Genomic DNA, 15,971 nt, shown 5'->3' with positions numbered 1-15,971 from the left:
GGTTGACGCGCCACTACCGTCGGAGCCGTGACTGTCATCGCGGCCGAAGGCCTGACCAAGCGGTACCCCCGAGTGACCGCCATCGACCGGCTCTCCCTGGACATCGGCCCGGGAGTGACCGGCCTGGTGGGTGCCAACGGGGCCGGCAAGTCCACGCTGATCAAGATCCTGCTGGGACTGTCCTCCGCCACCGAGGGGCGCGCCGCCGTGCTCGGCCTCGACGTCGCGACGCACGGCAGCGCCATCCGGGAGCGGGTCGGCTACATGCCCGAGCACGACTGCCTGCCGCCCGACGTCTCGGCCACCGAGTTCGTCGTGCACATGGCGCGCATGTCCGGGCTCCCGCCGGCGGCGGCCCGTGAGCGGACCGCCGACACCCTGCGTCACGTGGGGCTGTACGAGGAGCGCTACCGCCCCATCGGCGGCTATTCCACCGGTATGAAGCAGCGCGTGAAGCTCGCCCAGGCGCTCGTCCACGACCCGCAGCTGGTCCTCCTCGACGAGCCCACCAACGGCCTCGACCCGGTCGGCCGCGACGAGATGCTCGGCCTGATCCGCCGCGTGTACACCGACTTCGGCATCTCGGTGCTGGTCACCTCGCACCTGCTCGGCGAGTTGGAGCGGACCTGCGACCACGTCGTGGTCGTCGACGGCGGCAAGTTGCTGCGGTCCAGCTCCACCAGCGACTTCATGCAGACCACCGCGACCGTCGCCGTCGAGGTCACCGACTCGGACGCGCACCAGGACGGCACCGCCGCCCTCCGTGCGGCGCTGACCGAGGCGGGCGTGGTCCTGCACCCGGGCGAGGAGCAGGGCCTGCCCGGCGCGGGCCACATCCTGCTCGTCGAGGCCACCGGCGAGAGCACCTACGACACCATCGTCGACACCGTTGCCCGGCTCGGCCTCGGCCTGGTCCGCATGGAGCAGCGGCGCCACCACATCGCGGAGGTCTTCCGCGACAACGACCAGCGGAAGGGAACCGGTACCGATGGCGCCTGAGACCTCCACCCGGATCCACAACATCGGCTACCGGTCCTACGAAGGCGCCCGGCTCGGCCGCTCCTACGCCCGTACCTCGCTGTACTCGCAGTCCCTGCGCGGGGCGTACGGACTCGGCCGCTCGGCCAAGTCCAAGATCCTCCCGATGATCCTCTTCGCGGTGATGTGCATCCCGGCGCTGATCATCGTGGCCATCGCCATCGCGGTGCCCGGGTCAACCGACCTGCCGATCAAGTACACGACGTATGCGCTGACCACCCAGATGGTCATCGGCCTTTACCTCGCCTCGCAGGCCCCCCAGTCGGTCTCCCGGGACCTTCGGTTCAAGACCGTGCCGCTGTACTTCTCGCGGCCCATCGAGCGGGTCGACTACGTCCTCGCCAAGTACGCGGCGATGGCCTCGGCCCTGTTCATCCTCACCGCCACACCGCTGCTGATCATGTGGATCGGCTCGCTGCTGGCCAAGTTCGATTTCGCGGACCAGACCAAGGGGTTCGCTCAGGGACTGGTCTCCGTGCTGCTGCTCTCGGTTCTCTTCGCCGGCCTCGGTCTGGTCGTGGCCGCGCTCACCCCGCGCCGCGGGTTCGGCGTCGCCGGCATCATCGCCCTGCTGCTGATCCCCTACGGCGCGGTCACCGCGGTGCAGGGCGTCGCCTACAGCGCCGGGGAGACCGCCCCGATCGAGTGGATGGGCCTGTTCTCCCCGATCACCCTGATCGACGGCATGCAGACGGCGTTCCTCGGCGCCACCTCGGCCTTCCCCGGCGGTGAGGGCCCCTCGGCCGGCGTCGGCTTCGTCTACCTGCTCGTCATCCTCGCCCTCATCGTCGGCTCGTACGCCGCCCTGATGGCGCGCTACCGGAAGGCCGGGCTGTGACCATCATCGACATCGACCACACCTCCCGCTGGTTCGGGAACGTCGTCGCCGTCAACGACGTGACCATGCGCATCGGGCCCGGCGTCACCGGACTGCTCGGCCCCAACGGCGCCGGCAAGTCAACCCTCATCAACATGATGGGCGGCTTCCTGGCCCCCTCCACGGGCACCGTCACCCTCGACGGCGCCGCCATCTGGGGCAACGAGCAGGCGTACCGGCAGATCGGCGTCGTGCCCGAGCGCGAGTCGATGTACGACTTCCTCACCGGCCGGGAATTCGTGCTCGCCAACGCCGAGCTCCACGGCCTCGACGCCGCCGCCGCACAGCGCGCGCTGGCCACCGTCGAGATGGAGTACGCCCAGGACCGCAAGATCGCCACCTACTCCAAGGGCATGCGTCAGCGCGTGAAGATGGCCTCCGCGCTCGTCCACGACCCGTCGGTGCTCCTGCTCGACGAGCCGTTCAACGGCATGGACCCGCGCCAGCGCATGCAGCTCATGGACCTGCTGCGGCGCATGGGCGAGGCCGGGCGCACCGTCCTGTTCTCCTCCCACATCCTGGAGGAGGTCGAGCAGCTCGCCTCCCACATCGAGGTGGTCGTCGCCGGCCGGCACGCAGCCTCCGGAGACTTCCGCAAGATCCGGCGCCTGATGACGGACCGCCCGCACCGCTACCTGGTCCGCTCCACCGACGACCGGGCCCTCGCCGCCGCCCTGATCGCCGACCCGTCCACGGCCGGTATCGAGGTCGACGTCAAGGAAGGCGCCCTACGCATCCAGGCCGTCGACTTCGGGCGCTTCACCGAGCTGCTGCCGCAGCTCGCCCGTGCCCACGGCATCCGGCTGCTCACGGTCTCGCCCTCCGACGAGTCCCTCGAGTCGGTCTTCTCCTACCTCGTCGCGGCCTGAAGGAGCTGGCACCCATGTACAACCCCACCGTGGCCCGGCTCACTTACCGCGCCCTGCTCGGCCGCCGCCGCGCGCTGATCCTCTTCGCGCTGCCCGCCATGCTGATCGTCATCTCCGCGGCCGTCCGCGTCTTCACGGGCCTGGACGACAAGATCGCTGCTGATCTGCTGGGCGGCTTCGCGCTCGCGACGATGGTCCCGCTGATCGGCGTCATTGCCGGCACCGGCGCCATCGGGCCGGAGATCGACGACGGCTCGATCGTCTACCTGCTGTCCAAGCCGGTGAAGCGGCCGACGATCATCATGACCAAGCTGATCGTCGCGATCGCCGTCACGATGGCCTTCTCCGCCATCCCCACGTTGATCGCCGGCTTCATCCTCAACAACAACGGCCAGCAGATCGCGGTCGCCTACACCATCGCCGCGCTCGTCGCCTCCATCGCCTACAGCGCCCTGTTCCTGCTGCTGGGCACGGTCAGTCGGCACGCGGTGGTCTTCGGGCTGGTCTACGCCCTGATCTGGGAGTCGCTCTTCGGCAGCCTGGTTTCTGGCGCCAAGACCCTCAGCGTCCAGCAGTGGGCCCTGGCCCTGGCCGAAAAGGTTGCCGGCGAGGGCTACGTCGACGCCACCGTCGCCCTGCCCACCGCGGTCATCCTCCTGACGGTGGTCACCGTCGGCGCCACCCTGTACGCAGGTCAGAAGCTGCGCCGTCTCACCCTCGCCGGCGAGGAGTAGGACGACCCCGGAGCCGGCCCGGACCGGTCCAGGAACCCTGTGCCCCGCCCGGCAGTAGGCCGCGCGGGGCACAGTCGTGTGGAGCACAGCACGGTCCACGCCGTCGAACCCCGCCCCCTGCAGCCGTCCTGAGCACGTTTCACGTGAAACATGACCCAGAGCCCGCCAGGGCGCCGCCGAGGGGCGGGGCACCGAAAATAACTGGTATGGGACTACCGCCCCGGGCAGAGTGGGCGGTGCGGGGAGAACAAAAGGTCCGGGGCGGCCACTTCGAGCGCGCCGTTCGGCGCGGGCTGCCCCGGACCCTCGCACGTGCGCGTCCTGCGCCGGCCGCGCTTTACGCGGCGCCCAGCAGGCGCTCCAGCACAACCGCGATGCCGTCCTCCTCGTTGGAGGTCGTGACCTCGTCGGCCACCGCCTTGAGCTCCGCATGGGCGTTGGCCATCGCCACACCGTGCGCCGCCCAGCCGAACATCGGGATGTCGTTGGGCATGTCGCCGAAGGCGATCGTTTCGGCGGCTTTCACCCCCAGCCGGCGCGCGGCCAGGGAGAGCCCGGTGGCCTTGGTCAGACCGAGCGGCAGGATCTCCACTATCCCCGGACCGGCCATGACGATGTCGACCAGCGAGCCAACGGTCTGACGCGCCACGCTGACCAGGTCGTCGTCGTCTAGCTCCGGGTGCTGGATGTACAGCTTGTTCAGTGGAGCCGCCCACACCGCGGCGGTGTCCTCCAGGTAGACGGCCGGCAGGCCCTCGTGCACCCGGTAGCCGGGACCGAACAGCACATCACCGTCCACACCGTCACGGCTGGCGGCCAGCGCCAGTGGGCCCACCTCGGCCTCCAGCTTCGACAGCGCCAGGCCGGCCAACTGCCGGTCCAGCGTCACCGAGGTCAGCAGCCGGTGGGCTCCCGCGTCGTAGACCTGCGCGCCCTGGCCGCACACCGCTATCCCCCGGTAGTCGAGGGCGTCCAGCACGCGCCGGGTCCAGGGCACGCCCCGGCCGGTGACGATGATGTGGACGGCGCCCGCCGCGGTGGCCGCGGTGAGCGCTTCCCGGGTGCGTTCCGAGACGGTGTCGTCGCTGCGCAGCAGCGTGCCGTCGAGATCGGTCGCGACGAGCTTGTACGGGAACGGGGCCGGGCTCACCTGGCGACCGGCTCCAGGACCTCGCGGCCGCCCAGGTACGGACGGAGCGCGGCGGGGACCCGGACCGAGCCGTCGGCCTGCTGGTGGTTCTCCAGGATCGCGACGATCGTGCGCGGCACGGCGCACAGCGTGCCGTTCAGCGTCGCGAGCGGCTGGGTCTTCTTGCCGTCGCGGAAGCGGATCGACAGACGGCGGGCCTGGAAGCCGTCGCAGTTCGAGGCGGAGGTGAGCTCGCGGTACTTGCCCTGTGTCGGGATCCAGGCCTCGCAGTCGAACTTGCGCGAGGCGGAGGCTCCCAGGTCACCGGTCGCGACGTCGATCACCTGGAACGGCAGCTCCAGGCTGGTCAACCACTGCTTCTCCCAGGCGAGGAGGCGGGCGTGCTCGGCCTCGGCGTCCTCCGGCGCGACGTACGAGAACATCTCGACCTTGTCGAACTGGTGGACCCGGAAGATGCCGCGGGTGTCCTTGCCGTAGGTGCCGGCCTCGCGGCGGAAGCACGGGGAGAAGCCGGCATACCGCAGCGGCAGCTTCTCGGCGTCGATGATCTCGTCCATGTGGTACGCGGCGAGCGGGACCTCGGAGGTGCCGACCAGGTAGTAGTCGTCCTTCTCCAGGTGGTAGACGTTCTCGGCGGCCTGGCCGAGGAAGCCGGTGCCCTCCATGGCCCGGGGGCGCACCAGCGCCGGGGTCAGCATCGGGATGAACCCGGCCTCGGTGGCCTGCGCGATCGCCGCGTTGACCAGGGCCAGCTCCAGCAGGGCGCCGACGCCGGTCAGGTAGTAGAAGCGGGAGCCCGACACCTTGGCGCCGCGCTCGACGTCGATGGCGCCCAGCGCCTCGCCGAGCTCCAGGTGGTCCTTGGGCTCGAAGCCCTCGGCGGCGAAGTCGCGGATCGTGCCGTGCGTCTCGAGGACGGTGAAGTCCTCCTCGCCGCCGACGGGGACGTCCGGGTGGACGACGTTGCCGAGCTTGAGGAGCAGGGTCCGCGCGGCCTCGTCAGCCTCGTTCTGCTCGGCCTCGGCGGCCTTGACGTCGGTCTTGAGCTGCTCGGCCTTCTTCAGCAGCTCCGCGCGCTCCTCCGGGGAGGCCTTGGGGATGAGCTTGCCGAGCGACTTCTGCTCATTGCGCAGTTCGTCGAAACGCATCCCGGAGGACCTGCGGCGCTCGTCGGCGGAGAGCACGGCGTCGACGAGCTCGACGTCCTCTCCACGGGCGCGCTGCGAGGCGCGGACACGGTCAGGGTCTTCACGGAGCAGCCGAAGGTCAATCACTCCTCCAGGCTACCGGTCTGGGCTTCCGCGACTCACACCGATATCACGCTGCGTGTCGCTTTGTCCCAATTGCCATGAATGGAAAACTCTGCTCGGCTGGCCGGAAGTCATCCGCGGCGCCCGCCGCGATAAAAAGCGGCGATTCCCCGGGGCGGCAGCGGTCCCAGCATGCGGACAGCCGGGCAGCGGTCCGGTAGCCCCGCCTTGTCCACAGGAATTGCCCAGCCCGCAGAGTTGTCCACAGGCTGTGCGCCGCCTCTGTGGACACGGAATTAGATCAATCCCGTCCACTGGGTGGCCATCGCGATTCAAGGTTCAAACCACCCTCACACACTCATTCGGGTGGGAATGGCTCGCTCCAAAGAGTTGGGCGGTGATACGCGGGTGACGCCGTTCACCGTCCGCTCTTCCGCGCGAAACCTGAGTCGCGAGCCGATTTGTCGACCTGACGGCTCCCGACTGTCGACTAGTCCACAGGTTTTCTCCTCACCCTGTGGATAACTCTGTGGGCGGTGGACGGCGCCGACGCGGCCGCTGCGGCCTACGGCCGGCCGTCGAGGCAGCGGGTCAGCCAGTCGGAAGCAGCCGTGAAGTCGCCGTCCGACGTCCCGGGCCGCGGAGGACGCACGTCACTGCGGGTGACCCCCGCCCGCGGGTACGAGCCGAGGAACCGCACCTGGGGGCAGGTCCGCTTGAGCCCCATCAGAGCCTCGCTCACCCGCCGGTCGGACACATGGCCCTCGGCATCGACCGCGAAGCAGTAGTTGCCGATGCCCTCACCGGTGGGTCGGGACTGGATCAGCATCAGGTTGACCCCCCGCACGGCGAACTCCTGGAGCAGCTCCAGCAGTGCGCCGGGGTGGTCGTCGCCGAGCCACAGCACGACCGAGGTCTTGTCGGCGCCGGTCGGCGCGGCGGGCCGGGCCGGCCGGCCGACCAGCACGAACCGCGTCTCGGCGTTCTGCGCATCGTGGATCTCGGTGACCAGCGGGACGAGCCCGTAGGTGGCGGCCGCGAACTCGCCCGCGAAGGCGGCGTCGAAGCGGCCCTCCTGAACCAGCCGGGCCCCATCGGCGTTCGACGCGGCCGATTCCCACACCGCGTCGGGCAGGTTCGCCCGCAGCCAGTTCCGCACCTGCGGCTGGGCGACGGGGTGCCCGGTCACGGTCTTGACGTCCGACAGCTCGGTTCCGGGCCGCACGAGCAGTGCGAAGGAGATCGGCAGCAGGACCTCGCGGTAGATCATCAGCGGCTCACCGGAGGCCAGCTCGTCCAGGGTGGCCGTGACACCGCCCTCCACCGAGTTCTCGATCGGCACCAGCGCGGCTGCCGCTTCCCCGTTGCGCACGGCGTCCAGGGCGGCCGGCACCGACACCATCGGGACGAGCTCCCGGGTCGCGGCTTCCGGCAGTGTGCGGAGGGCGGCTTCGGTGAACGTGCCCTCGGGACCGAGATAGGTGAAGCGGGTGGCCGACATGCGATCAGCCTAATGCCGGGCACCCGCCGCAAGGGGCGTTGTTCACCCTTCGAGCAGGCGCTGCCCCACGTACTCCCCGGCGCGCGGGCCGGGCGGCACGGCGTACAGGCCACTGGACTCGTGCCGGATGAACTCCGACAAGGCGTCCCCCCGGTCCAACTTGCGTTGTACGGGTACGAAGCCGCGCAACGGATCGGCCTGCCAGCAGATGAACAGCAGCCCGGCGTCCGGGGCTCCATCGGCGGAGATCCCGTCGTGGAACGAGAAGGGGCGCCGCAGCATGGCCGCCCCGCCGTTCTGTTCGGGGGCGGAGATCCGGGCGTGGGCGTTGGCCGGGATGACGGGCTTGCCGTCCGGGCCCAGCTTGTCGAGCTCCATCCGGCTGGTCTCCGTGCCGCCCGTGAGTGGTGCGCCCGTGGCCTTGGTCCGGCCTATGACCTGCTCCTGCTGGGCGAGGGACCGCTTGTCCCACTCGTCCAGGAGCATCCGGATGCGCCGGACGACGGCGTACGAGCCCCCGCCCATCCATGCGTGCTCGGCTGGCCCCGGCCCGCCGGCGGGCACGAAGATCCGCTTGTCGAAGTCGGGCTGTGAGGGCTTCGGGTTGTTCGTGCCGTCGACCTGGCCCATCAGGTTGCGGGCGGTCATCGGGGCGGCGGTGGCGCCGGGGGACCGGTTGAAGCCGTTCATCTGCCAGCGCACGCGGGCGGCCTCCCCGGCGTCCTTCTGGAGGGAGCGCAGCGCGTGGAAGGCGACGAGGCCGTCGTCGGCGCCGATCTGCACCCACAGGTCGCCGTTGCTGCGCTGTGGGTCGAGCCGGTCGGCGGAAAACTCCGGCAGTGGGTCCAGCGCGGTGGGGCGGCGATCGGCGAGCCCGGTGCGCTCGAAGAAGGAATGGCCGAAGCCGAAGGTCACCGTCAGGGAGGACGGCCCGGCGTCCAGAGCGATGCCGGTGTCGGCCGTCGGCGCGGTCTCCCCCGCCATGAGCCGCCGGGCGGTGTCGGACCAGCGGCGCATCAGGGCGGCGGCTTCCTTGCGGCCGGCGCCGGGGGCCAGGTCGAAGGCGAGGACATGGCCCTTGGCCTGGAGTGGTGTCGTGATGCCTGCCTGGCGGTCGGCGTGGAACGCGACCTGGGTGGCGCCCACCGCGGACAGCCTGGTGCCGCCGCTGGACGCGCCGGCCGCCCCGGGCGGCCCCTCGGCCAGGGCGGACTGCACGAGCGCGCCGCCGGTGCCGCCGAGGGCGAGTCCTGTGGCGCCGGCGGCGCCGACGGTGCCCAGCAGCTTGCGGCGGGAGATTGCGATGTCGGTGTTGCTCTCGGTCACGCTGGTCAGCCGATCTTCACGGTCTTCTGCACGGTCGTCTGGTCGATCTCGGAGGTACGGACGGTCACGTCGATCCGCCACTCCCCGGCGAGCGGCAGCTGGACACCGGAGGCGCTCCAATGTCCGGCGCCCGCGCGCTCGGGAACGAGCGGCAGGGGGCCGATGTCCTTGGCGGGCAGGGTGAACGCGACCTTGATCTCAGGGATGTCGAGGGGGTTGCCGTCGGGGGACTCGACCCAGAGGTGGAGGGTGTTGGCCCCGACCCGGCCGGGGTCGAGTTGGAGCCGGACGGAGCCCTTGCCTTTCGTACCGCCGGTGTCGAACGGCAAGGTGATCTTGACGGCGCGGTCGGGTACCGCCGTGGTGGCGCCCGCTGCGCGACCGGTCTCCTGCGCGACCGCGCGTCCGGGCTCGGTACTGGTCAGGAGGGTGGTCACAGCGAGGAGCGCGACGGCCACGCCCGCCTCGGCGAGCACGGAGCGGCGCAAGCCGGCCCGGTGGGGGTCGGCGTCGCGGGCTTGACGCTCGCGGGCGTTCTGCACGGCCGCCCGTTGCCGGGCGAGCTGCGCGACGCGCTCCCGGTCCTCGGGGACCTCCGGGTCCTCGGCCGGGGAGGCCGGTGTTTCACGTGAAACGGGCTCCGGTGTTTCACGTGAAACACCGCCCGGCGCCTCACGGGGAACGCCGCTAGCCGCAGCGGCCTTGGCGGGCTCAGTGGCGGGCGCCTCGGCCATTCGCGCGGTCCAGCCCCGGGAGAAGTAGGCGATGCCGATCAGGACGGCGACGAGCCCGACCTTCAGCAGCAGCAGCCGTCCGTACTCGGTCCCAGTGAGAGCCGACCAGCTGCCGAGCTGGCGCCAGGACTGGTACGTGCCCGAGACGGCGAGGACCAGGACCGCGCCGAACGCGAGCCGGGAGAAGCGCCGGACGGCGTCGCGCTCGATGCCGGGAACCTTGTGGAGGGCGACGAGCAGGGCGGCCAGTCCGCCGAGCCAGGCGGCCGCGGCCAGCAGGTGCAGGATGTCGACGGGCATGGCGATACCGGTCTGGATGCCCGTGGACGCGTGCTCCGACAGGGCCCACGTTGCGGCGATGCCTGCGGCGACCACACTGCCGCCGATGCACAGGCCGAAGAACAGGTCGGCGGTGTCCTTGTCCGTGCCGTCGGCGCCCCCCGTGCCGTCGGCCCCCTCCGTGCCCTCCGTGCCCTCCGCGTCGACCTTGCTGCCGGCCTGTCGGCGCGCATAGGCGCCGAAGAGCACGGCGATGAAGAGCGCGGCTGCTCCGAGCAGCAGCAGCCGCGACACCAGGGCGGCGCCGGTCTTGGTCTCCAGCACGGCCTTGAGGCCGCCCAGGTCGAACGCGTCGGCGAACTCCCCGGAGCCGGTGTACGGGGTGCGCAGCACCAGCATCACCAGCGTGGCCGCGGTGAGCGTCACCCAGGCCCGCAGGACGAGCTTCTGGAGCGGCCGCTGTGCAGCGCCCCGCCGCCAGCACGCCAGGACGAAGGCACAGCCGCCCACCAGCACCGTGAAGCCCGCGTAGGCGGCGTAGCGGGCAATGCCGTACACGAGGCCGACGGGGCCGCCCCCGGCCTGCCGCTCGGGCAGGGTGACGTTGGTGGCCGACGGGGCGCCGACGGAGAAGGTGAAGGCCCCGGAGATGGGATGGCTGTCGGCGGAGACGGCCTGCCAGGCGACGGTGTACGTGCCGTCGGGCAGGCCGGAGTGCAGGGCGGTGCCGTAGCGGACGGTGGATCCGCTGCACATGTCGCGCAGTTCGCCGGTGTCCACGCGCTTGCCCTGCGGGTCCAGGACGCGGATCGAGTCGTCGCCCATGGCGACCTGCTCCGAGAAGGACAGGGTGACCTGGGCGGGAGCCGTGGCGACCACCGCCCCTTCCTCGGGGTCGCTCGCGGTGAGTGCGGCGTGTGCCGTGGCCGGGGCGGCCGCGGTGAACAGGGTCGCCAGCAGGGCTGCGAGGACCAGCGCGAGCCGCGGCAGGAGTGCCGCGGCCCGGTCGCGGGCCGTGGAGGGGGCGGGGGCGGTGGCCGTCATGGCGTGTCAGTCCCTCGGTCCGTCAGTGCGTCAGTGGGATTCGGTGTGCTGGGCCTGGTGGGTCCGGTCCTTCACATCCAGTTCGACCTTGACCGGGTCGGCCTTCTCGAAACGCAGCTCGATGGTGACCTTCTCGCCGACCTTCGGCTTGTTCTTGAGCCCCATGAACATGATGTGGTTGCCGCCGCGCACCAGCTTGAGCTCACCGTTCGCCGGCACGTCCATGGACGGGACCTGTTGCATCTTCTGGTCCTTGGTCTCGTGGATCTGCATGTCGTCCGAGAGCGGGCTGGTGACGGCGACGAGCTTGTCGGCGGTCTTGGAGTCGTTCTTGATGACCATGAAGGCGCCGGCCATCTTCTCGTTGACCGGTTCGGGCATGAACCCGCCGCTGACGGTCATCTTCGGCTTGCCGCCGGTGGCGTCGGAGTCGGAAGAGCAGCCGGATATGGCCAGTGCTGCCGTCAGGGAGAGCGCGGCGGCGAGGGTGCGGGTGGTGCGGGTGTTCACGGGTTCTCTCCCTTGATGATCTTCGGCAGGTCCTTGGTGTAGGTGTCGACGGTCGTGTTCTCGCCGTAGAGGAGGTAACCCTCGTTCGACTTGGGCGAGAACGCGATGACCTGGGCGCCGTGCATGGAGACGACGCTGCCGTCGGCCTCCTTCTTGGCGGGGTCGATGCCGATGCCGAGCGTGCGCGCGGCGGCCTGGATGGTGGCGAAGTCCCCGGTCAGTCCGATGAAGGACGGGTCCTGGGCCTTGAGCCACGCGCCGAGGGATTCGGGAGTGTCCCGTTCGGGGTCGGTGGTGACGAAGACGACCCGGAGGTTCTCCTGGTCGGCCTTCGGGAGCGCCTTCCTGGCGACGGCGATGTTGCTCATCGTCAGCGGGCACACGTCGGGGCAGTTGGTGTAGCCGAAGTAGATGAGCGTCGGCTTGCCCTGGGTCTGCTCGCGCAGGTTCCACGGCTTGCCGCCGGTGTCCGTGAGGACGAGCTCCGGCTTGTCGAAGGGGCGGTCGAGGACCGTTGCGGCCCCGGCCTTGGACTGGCCGGTGATCTGCGTGACCCCGTCGGTCTTCGCGTGGTCCCCACCGTCGCAGGCGGTGAGGGTGAGCGCAGCCGCCGCCACGAGGGCGGCGACCGTCACACGTGTGGTGCGCATGGCGTTGTGTCCCTGGAATCGGGTTGGTTGCTGACGCGCTGCCGGACGGGGTGTCCGGCCGCGCGGGTGCTGTGGTGTGTGGATACGCCCCTGGAGGGCGGCAGGTCAGGAGGCGCGGCGGCGCGAGGAGATGCCGAACGCGACGCCGGCGAGGCCGATGACGATCCCGGCGACGCCGAGGGAACGCGCGGTCGTGTCGGTGCCGCCTCCGGCAGCGGCCCCGGTGTGGTCGTCCTGGGCGGAGTGCGCGGCGTCGGCGGGCTTCTGGGCGTCGTCGTGGTGCGCGGCGCCGGCCTTGGCCGCGGTCAGCTTCAGGACGGGAGCCGGGGTCTGCGGCTCGGCCGCCCCCTCCTTGGGCTCCTCGATCCAGCGGACGACCTCGTTGTTGTCGTACGTCTGGATCGCCTTGAAGACCATCCGGTCGGCGTTCTCCGGCAGCTTGCCGACGGAGACGGGGAACTGCTGGAACTTGCCGGGCTCGATCTTGCCGCCGCTCCAGGTGACCTTGGTGACGGCCTCGTTGATCTGCTTGCCGTGGACGGTGAGCGGCTTGTCGAGCTTGGTCTTCTCGACGGTCACGGTCCAACCCGGCACGTCCTGCGGCATGACGGACGTCAGGGGCTGGTCGGTCGGGAAGTTGACCTCCAGCTGCGTCGTCGAGGCATTGTCGCGCTCGTTCGGCACCTTGAAGTCGAGGGTGGCGTAGCCGCCCTTGGTCGCCTCGCCGGGCTGCACGCTGACGTGGGCGGAGGCCGGGCCGGACAGGAGGAGGACGGAGCCGGTGGCGAGGGCGGCGGCGAGGGAGACGCGCGAGGTCTTCATGGCGGGAGGAACTCCAGAGGGCAGGGGTGACGGTGGCCGCGCGCGCCGGCGCGCGGGTTCCACGGCACCGCCGCCCGGGTGCTCCGTGCTCGGTGCTCCGGGGTGGAGGGTGCCGCGTCAGGCTGCGAGGGCGAGCGCCGTGGGCGGCCCGCGCCTGATCACCGTGTGCTGGAGTGCTTCCCGGCCCGTGGGCGCCGCGGGCTCGGCGGCGGTACGCGGGAGCTGCGGCCCGCCCGCGGGGGCCGGGGCGAGCCCGGCGCCGAATGCGCGCACGAAGGCCAGCGCGGCAAGCAGCGGGCGTACCGGCCCGGCTTCGGCGGAGCTGCGGGACAGCTCGACGAGCCGGAACAGGGCGGCGTCGCCGCGGCCGAGCAGCCAGGCCGCGGCGAGTGCCGCCAGCAGGTGGCCGGCGAACATGCCGGGGCTGAGCAGGCCGGTGGCCGGCTCGGTGGCGGCCCGGACCAGGTGGGCGTGGCCGGTGTGGGCCTGCGCCTCGGCCTGGGCGGCGAGGGCGGCCGGATCCAGTCCGGCGGCCTCCAGGATCCGCCGGGCGTCGGCCGGCCCGGGCGGGACGGAGTTGCCCCCGCACACGAGCTGCGCGGCGAGTTCCGCGAGCGAGGTGTCGGCTGCGTTGCGCGCCTCGGTGGCGGCGGCGGTGTGGTGCTGGGCGAGGCCGAACACCGTGTGCAGTCCGAGCTGGCCGGCGGCGAGCCCGGCGGCGAGGCCGCGCAGCGAGCGCCGCCGCCCCGCGAGCAGGGCGGTGACCGCGAACACGGTCAGGAAGCCGATGACCAGAGCCCACCAGGGCACGGGGGCGCAGGACGCCAGCGCATGACCGGCCGCGGACAGCACGACGCAGACCGCGGTGAACACCGCGGCCCGGATCAGCCGGAGGCCGACTCCGGCGGACGTCGCATGGGGGACAGTCATGGCCGGGTCATCATCGCACTGCGCCGTAACCGCGCATACGGCAGGTCCGGAAGGTCGCGAGTGCCCGCTCTGCGGCCTGTTCATCTCATGCGTCCATCGCACTGCCATACACGGCGGCCCCGGCGTGCCGCATCGGCCGAATGAGGGCCGTGGGGGTCGTCGGGTGCTTACGGTGCGCCGGGGGTGGCAATAGGTAACCGTATGAGCATCTGGTGGTCTCTCCAGTTGAGGCGCGAAGCCGCGAGCGTGCCGCTCGCCAGGCGACTGCTGCTGAGGACGATGGAGACCGCGGGGGTGGATCCGGACATCTCCTTCGACCTGTCGGTGGCCCTGAGCGAGGCCTGCGCCAATGCGGTGGAGCACGGCGGGCCCGCACCGGCTGCCGGTCGCGACGGGCAGTCGGCCGCGGAGGCGTGCGGGGGTTACCGCGTCACGGCGTACCTGGACGGGGACTGCTGCCGCATCGAGGTGACCGACTCGGGCCCGGGGTTCCCGGAGGCCGCGGGGCCCCCGGCCTTGCAGGGGGATCCGGATCCGTTGCCCGCGGAGTGCGAGAGCGGCCGCGGCCTGTGGCTGATCGAGGAGCTCGCCGACCACGTCCGCTTCCGCAACCGTCCGGGCAGCGGCGCGGTGGTCAGCTTCGACAAGATCCTGAAGTGGCGCGAGGGGGCGGCCCTGCTGCAGGCCTCGTGATACGCCGACGGGCGGGACCTCCGTACGTGTACGTACGGAGGTCCCGCCCATCCGGGGCACGCCGGTGGCCGGTGGCCGGTGGCCTTTCGGCGGCCGTCAGCCCTTCAGCCGGGCCATCCAGGCCTCGACGTCGGCGGAGGCGCGCGGCAGGCCGTCCGACAGGTTCCGGTTGCCGTCCTCGGTGACCAGGATGTCGTCCTCGATGCGGACGCCGATGCCCCGGTACTCCTCGGGCACCGTCAGGTCGTCGGCCTGGAAGTACAGGCCCGGCTCGACGGTCAGGCACATGCCCGGCTCCAGCGTGCCGTCGACGTACGCCTCGGTGCGTGCGGCGGCGCAGTCGTGGACGTCCATGCCGAGCATGTGGCCGGTGCCGTGCAGGGTCCAGCGGCGCTGCAGGCCCAGCTCCAGGACGCGCTCGACCGGGCCTTCCAGCAGGCCCCACTCCACGAGCTTCTCGGCCAGCACGTGCTGGGCGGCGTCGTGGAAGTCGCGGAACTTCGCGCCCGGCTTGACCGCGGCGATGCCGGCCTCCTGGGACTCGTACACCGCGTCGTAGATCTTGCGCTGGATGTCCGTGTACGTGCCGCTGATCGGCAGCGTGCGGGTGACGTCGGCGGTGTAGAGGGAGTGGGTCTCCACACCGGCGTCGAGCAGGAGCAGGTCGCCGGAGCGGACGGGGCCGTCGTTGCGGACCCAGTGGAGGGTGCAGGCGTGCGGGCCGGCGGCGCAGATGGAGCCGTAGCCGACGTCGTTGCCCTCGACCCGGGCGCGCAGGAAGAAGGTGCCCTCGATGTAGCGCTCGGAGGTGGCCTCGGCCTTGTCGAGGACCTTCACGACGTCCTCGAAGCCGCGGACGGTGGAGTCGACGGCCTTCTGCAGCTCGCCGATCTCGAACTCGTCCTTCACCACGCGGGCCTCGGAGAGGTGGACGCGCAGCTCCTCGTCGCGCTCGGCGGTGATCTTGTCGGTCAGGGCCTTCTCGATGACGGGGTCGTGACCGCGCACGACGCGCACCGGGCCGGTGGCCTCGGTGAGGGCGTCGGGGAGCTCGCGGACGTCCTTGACCGGAATGCCCAGGAGCTGCTCGGCCTCGGCGAGGGAGTGACGCCGGCCCACCCACAGCTCGCCCTGGCCGGAGAGCCAGAACTCGCCGTTCTCACGGTTGGAGCGGGGCAGCAGGTAGAGGGTGGCCGTGTGGCCGCCCTCGCCGGCCGGCTCCAGGACCAGGACGCCGTTCTCGGTCTGGTCGCCGGTGAGGTACACGTACTCGGTCGCGGCCCGGAAGGGGTACTCGGTGTCGTTCGAGCGGATCTTCAGCCGGCCGGCGGGCACGACGAGGCGCTCGCCCGGGAAGCGCGCGGACAGGGTCTCGCGGCGGGCTGCGGTGTGCGCGGCTTGGGCGATGGGCTCGAGGCCGTGGAGCTCGGTGTCGGCCCAGCCGGTGCGCATGCTCTCGGCGAGCTCGTCGCTGACGGCCGGGTACAGCCCGTTCTTGCGCTGCTTGGGCGTCTTCTTGGGCTGCTCTTCTTCCGGGGTCTCCGGGGTGAGCTCGTCAGCCACG

Annotated in this window: 15 protein-coding genes; 5 read left to right on the top strand and 10 right to left on the bottom strand. The window is 71.2% G+C overall.

What is annotated here, in order from left to right:
• The first annotated feature begins 27 nt into the window (after positions 1–27).
• From ACFV7Q_RS03685 to ACFV7Q_RS03670, 4 genes are read left to right on the top strand one after another with little or no spacing between them, the layout of a single operon-like run.
• A complete protein-coding gene (locus tag ACFV7Q_RS03685; protein ID WP_385423178.1) occupies positions 28–999 on the top strand; it encodes an ABC transporter ATP-binding protein in 972 nt (323 codons plus the stop codon).
• On the top strand, positions 989–1,876 hold the full coding sequence (locus ACFV7Q_RS03680) for an ABC transporter permease subunit (protein ID WP_385423176.1): 888 nt from the start codon (positions 989–991) through the stop codon (positions 1,874–1,876). The genes ACFV7Q_RS03685 and ACFV7Q_RS03680 overlap by 11 nt, the downstream gene beginning before the upstream one ends.
• Positions 1,873–2,784 carry an ABC transporter ATP-binding protein gene (locus ACFV7Q_RS03675; protein ID WP_385423174.1) on the top strand — a complete coding sequence of 304 codons (912 nt, stop codon included), beginning with the start codon at positions 1,873–1,875 and terminating at the stop codon, positions 2,782–2,784. The genes ACFV7Q_RS03680 and ACFV7Q_RS03675 overlap by 4 nt, the downstream gene beginning before the upstream one ends.
• Before the next feature lie 14 nt (positions 2,785–2,798).
• Positions 2,799–3,518, top strand: coding sequence for an ABC transporter permease (locus tag ACFV7Q_RS03670; protein WP_385423172.1), 720 nt, complete (start codon positions 2,799–2,801; stop codon positions 3,516–3,518).
• Between the two features lie 337 nt (positions 3,519–3,855).
• On the opposite strand, the gene ACFV7Q_RS03665 is transcribed toward ACFV7Q_RS03670, so the two are convergent.
• From ACFV7Q_RS03665 to ACFV7Q_RS03625, 9 genes are all read right to left on the bottom strand, one after another.
• Positions 3,856–4,668, bottom strand: a complete 813-nt coding sequence (locus tag ACFV7Q_RS03665) for an HAD family hydrolase (RefSeq protein WP_385423170.1) — start codon at positions 4,666–4,668, stop codon at positions 3,856–3,858.
• On the bottom strand, positions 4,665–5,942 hold the full coding sequence (gene serS, locus ACFV7Q_RS03660) for a serine--tRNA ligase (protein ID WP_385423168.1): 1,278 nt from the start codon (positions 5,940–5,942) through the stop codon (positions 4,665–4,667). Before serS ends, ACFV7Q_RS03665 begins: the two co-directional genes overlap by 4 nt.
• A gap of 541 nt (positions 5,943–6,483) precedes the next feature.
• Complete coding sequence (gene pheA, locus ACFV7Q_RS03655) at positions 6,484–7,419, bottom strand: prephenate dehydratase (RefSeq protein WP_385423166.1); 936 nt, start codon at positions 7,417–7,419, stop codon at positions 6,484–6,486.
• A 42-nt stretch (positions 7,420–7,461) separates the two neighbouring features.
• A complete protein-coding gene (gene efeB, locus ACFV7Q_RS03650) occupies positions 7,462–8,754 on the bottom strand; it encodes an iron uptake transporter deferrochelatase/peroxidase subunit (RefSeq protein WP_385423262.1) in 1,293 nt (430 codons plus the stop codon).
• Entirely contained in the window at positions 8,751–10,802 is a 2,052-nt protein-coding gene (locus tag ACFV7Q_RS03645) for a copper resistance protein CopC (RefSeq protein WP_385423164.1), read from the bottom strand. Before ACFV7Q_RS03645 ends, efeB begins: the two co-directional genes overlap by 4 nt.
• A gap of 30 nt (positions 10,803–10,832) precedes the next feature.
• The gene (locus ACFV7Q_RS03640) at positions 10,833–11,312 is read right to left on the bottom strand and encodes a copper chaperone PCu(A)C (protein ID WP_385423162.1); all 480 of its coding nucleotides are present in this window, start codon (positions 11,310–11,312) and stop codon (positions 10,833–10,835) included.
• Entirely contained in the window at positions 11,309–11,962 is a 654-nt protein-coding gene (locus ACFV7Q_RS03635) for an SCO family protein (RefSeq protein ID WP_385423160.1), read from the bottom strand. Before ACFV7Q_RS03635 ends, ACFV7Q_RS03640 begins: the two co-directional genes overlap by 4 nt.
• A gap of 105 nt (positions 11,963–12,067) precedes the next feature.
• Positions 12,068–12,784, bottom strand: a complete 717-nt coding sequence (locus ACFV7Q_RS03630; protein WP_385423159.1) for a YcnI family protein — start codon at positions 12,782–12,784, stop codon at positions 12,068–12,070.
• A 117-nt stretch (positions 12,785–12,901) separates the two neighbouring features.
• On the bottom strand, positions 12,902–13,714 hold the full coding sequence (locus ACFV7Q_RS03625; RefSeq protein ID WP_385423157.1) for a hypothetical protein: 813 nt from the start codon (positions 13,712–13,714) through the stop codon (positions 12,902–12,904).
• 201 nt (positions 13,715–13,915) lie between these two features.
• Here ACFV7Q_RS03625 and ACFV7Q_RS03620 point away from each other — a divergent pair, with 201 nt between their 5' ends.
• The gene (locus ACFV7Q_RS03620; RefSeq protein WP_385423155.1) at positions 13,916–14,407 is read left to right on the top strand and encodes an ATP-binding protein; all 492 of its coding nucleotides are present in this window, start codon (positions 13,916–13,918) and stop codon (positions 14,405–14,407) included.
• A 96-nt stretch (positions 14,408–14,503) separates the two neighbouring features.
• On the opposite strand, the gene ACFV7Q_RS03615 is transcribed toward ACFV7Q_RS03620, so the two are convergent.
• Positions 14,504–15,970 (bottom strand): aminopeptidase P family protein, encoded by a 1,467-nt coding sequence (locus ACFV7Q_RS03615; protein ID WP_385423153.1) that lies wholly within the window; start codon positions 15,968–15,970, stop codon positions 14,504–14,506.
• Position 15,971 lies beyond the last annotated feature (1 nt).

This window comes from Streptomyces sp. NPDC059851 (genome assembly GCF_042732005.1).
In the GTDB taxonomy this organism is placed as follows: Bacteria; Actinomycetota; Actinomycetes; order Streptomycetales; family Streptomycetaceae; genus Streptomyces.
The sequence above is the reverse complement of the archived record's forward strand: the minus strand, read 5'-3'. Positions and strand labels throughout refer to the sequence as shown.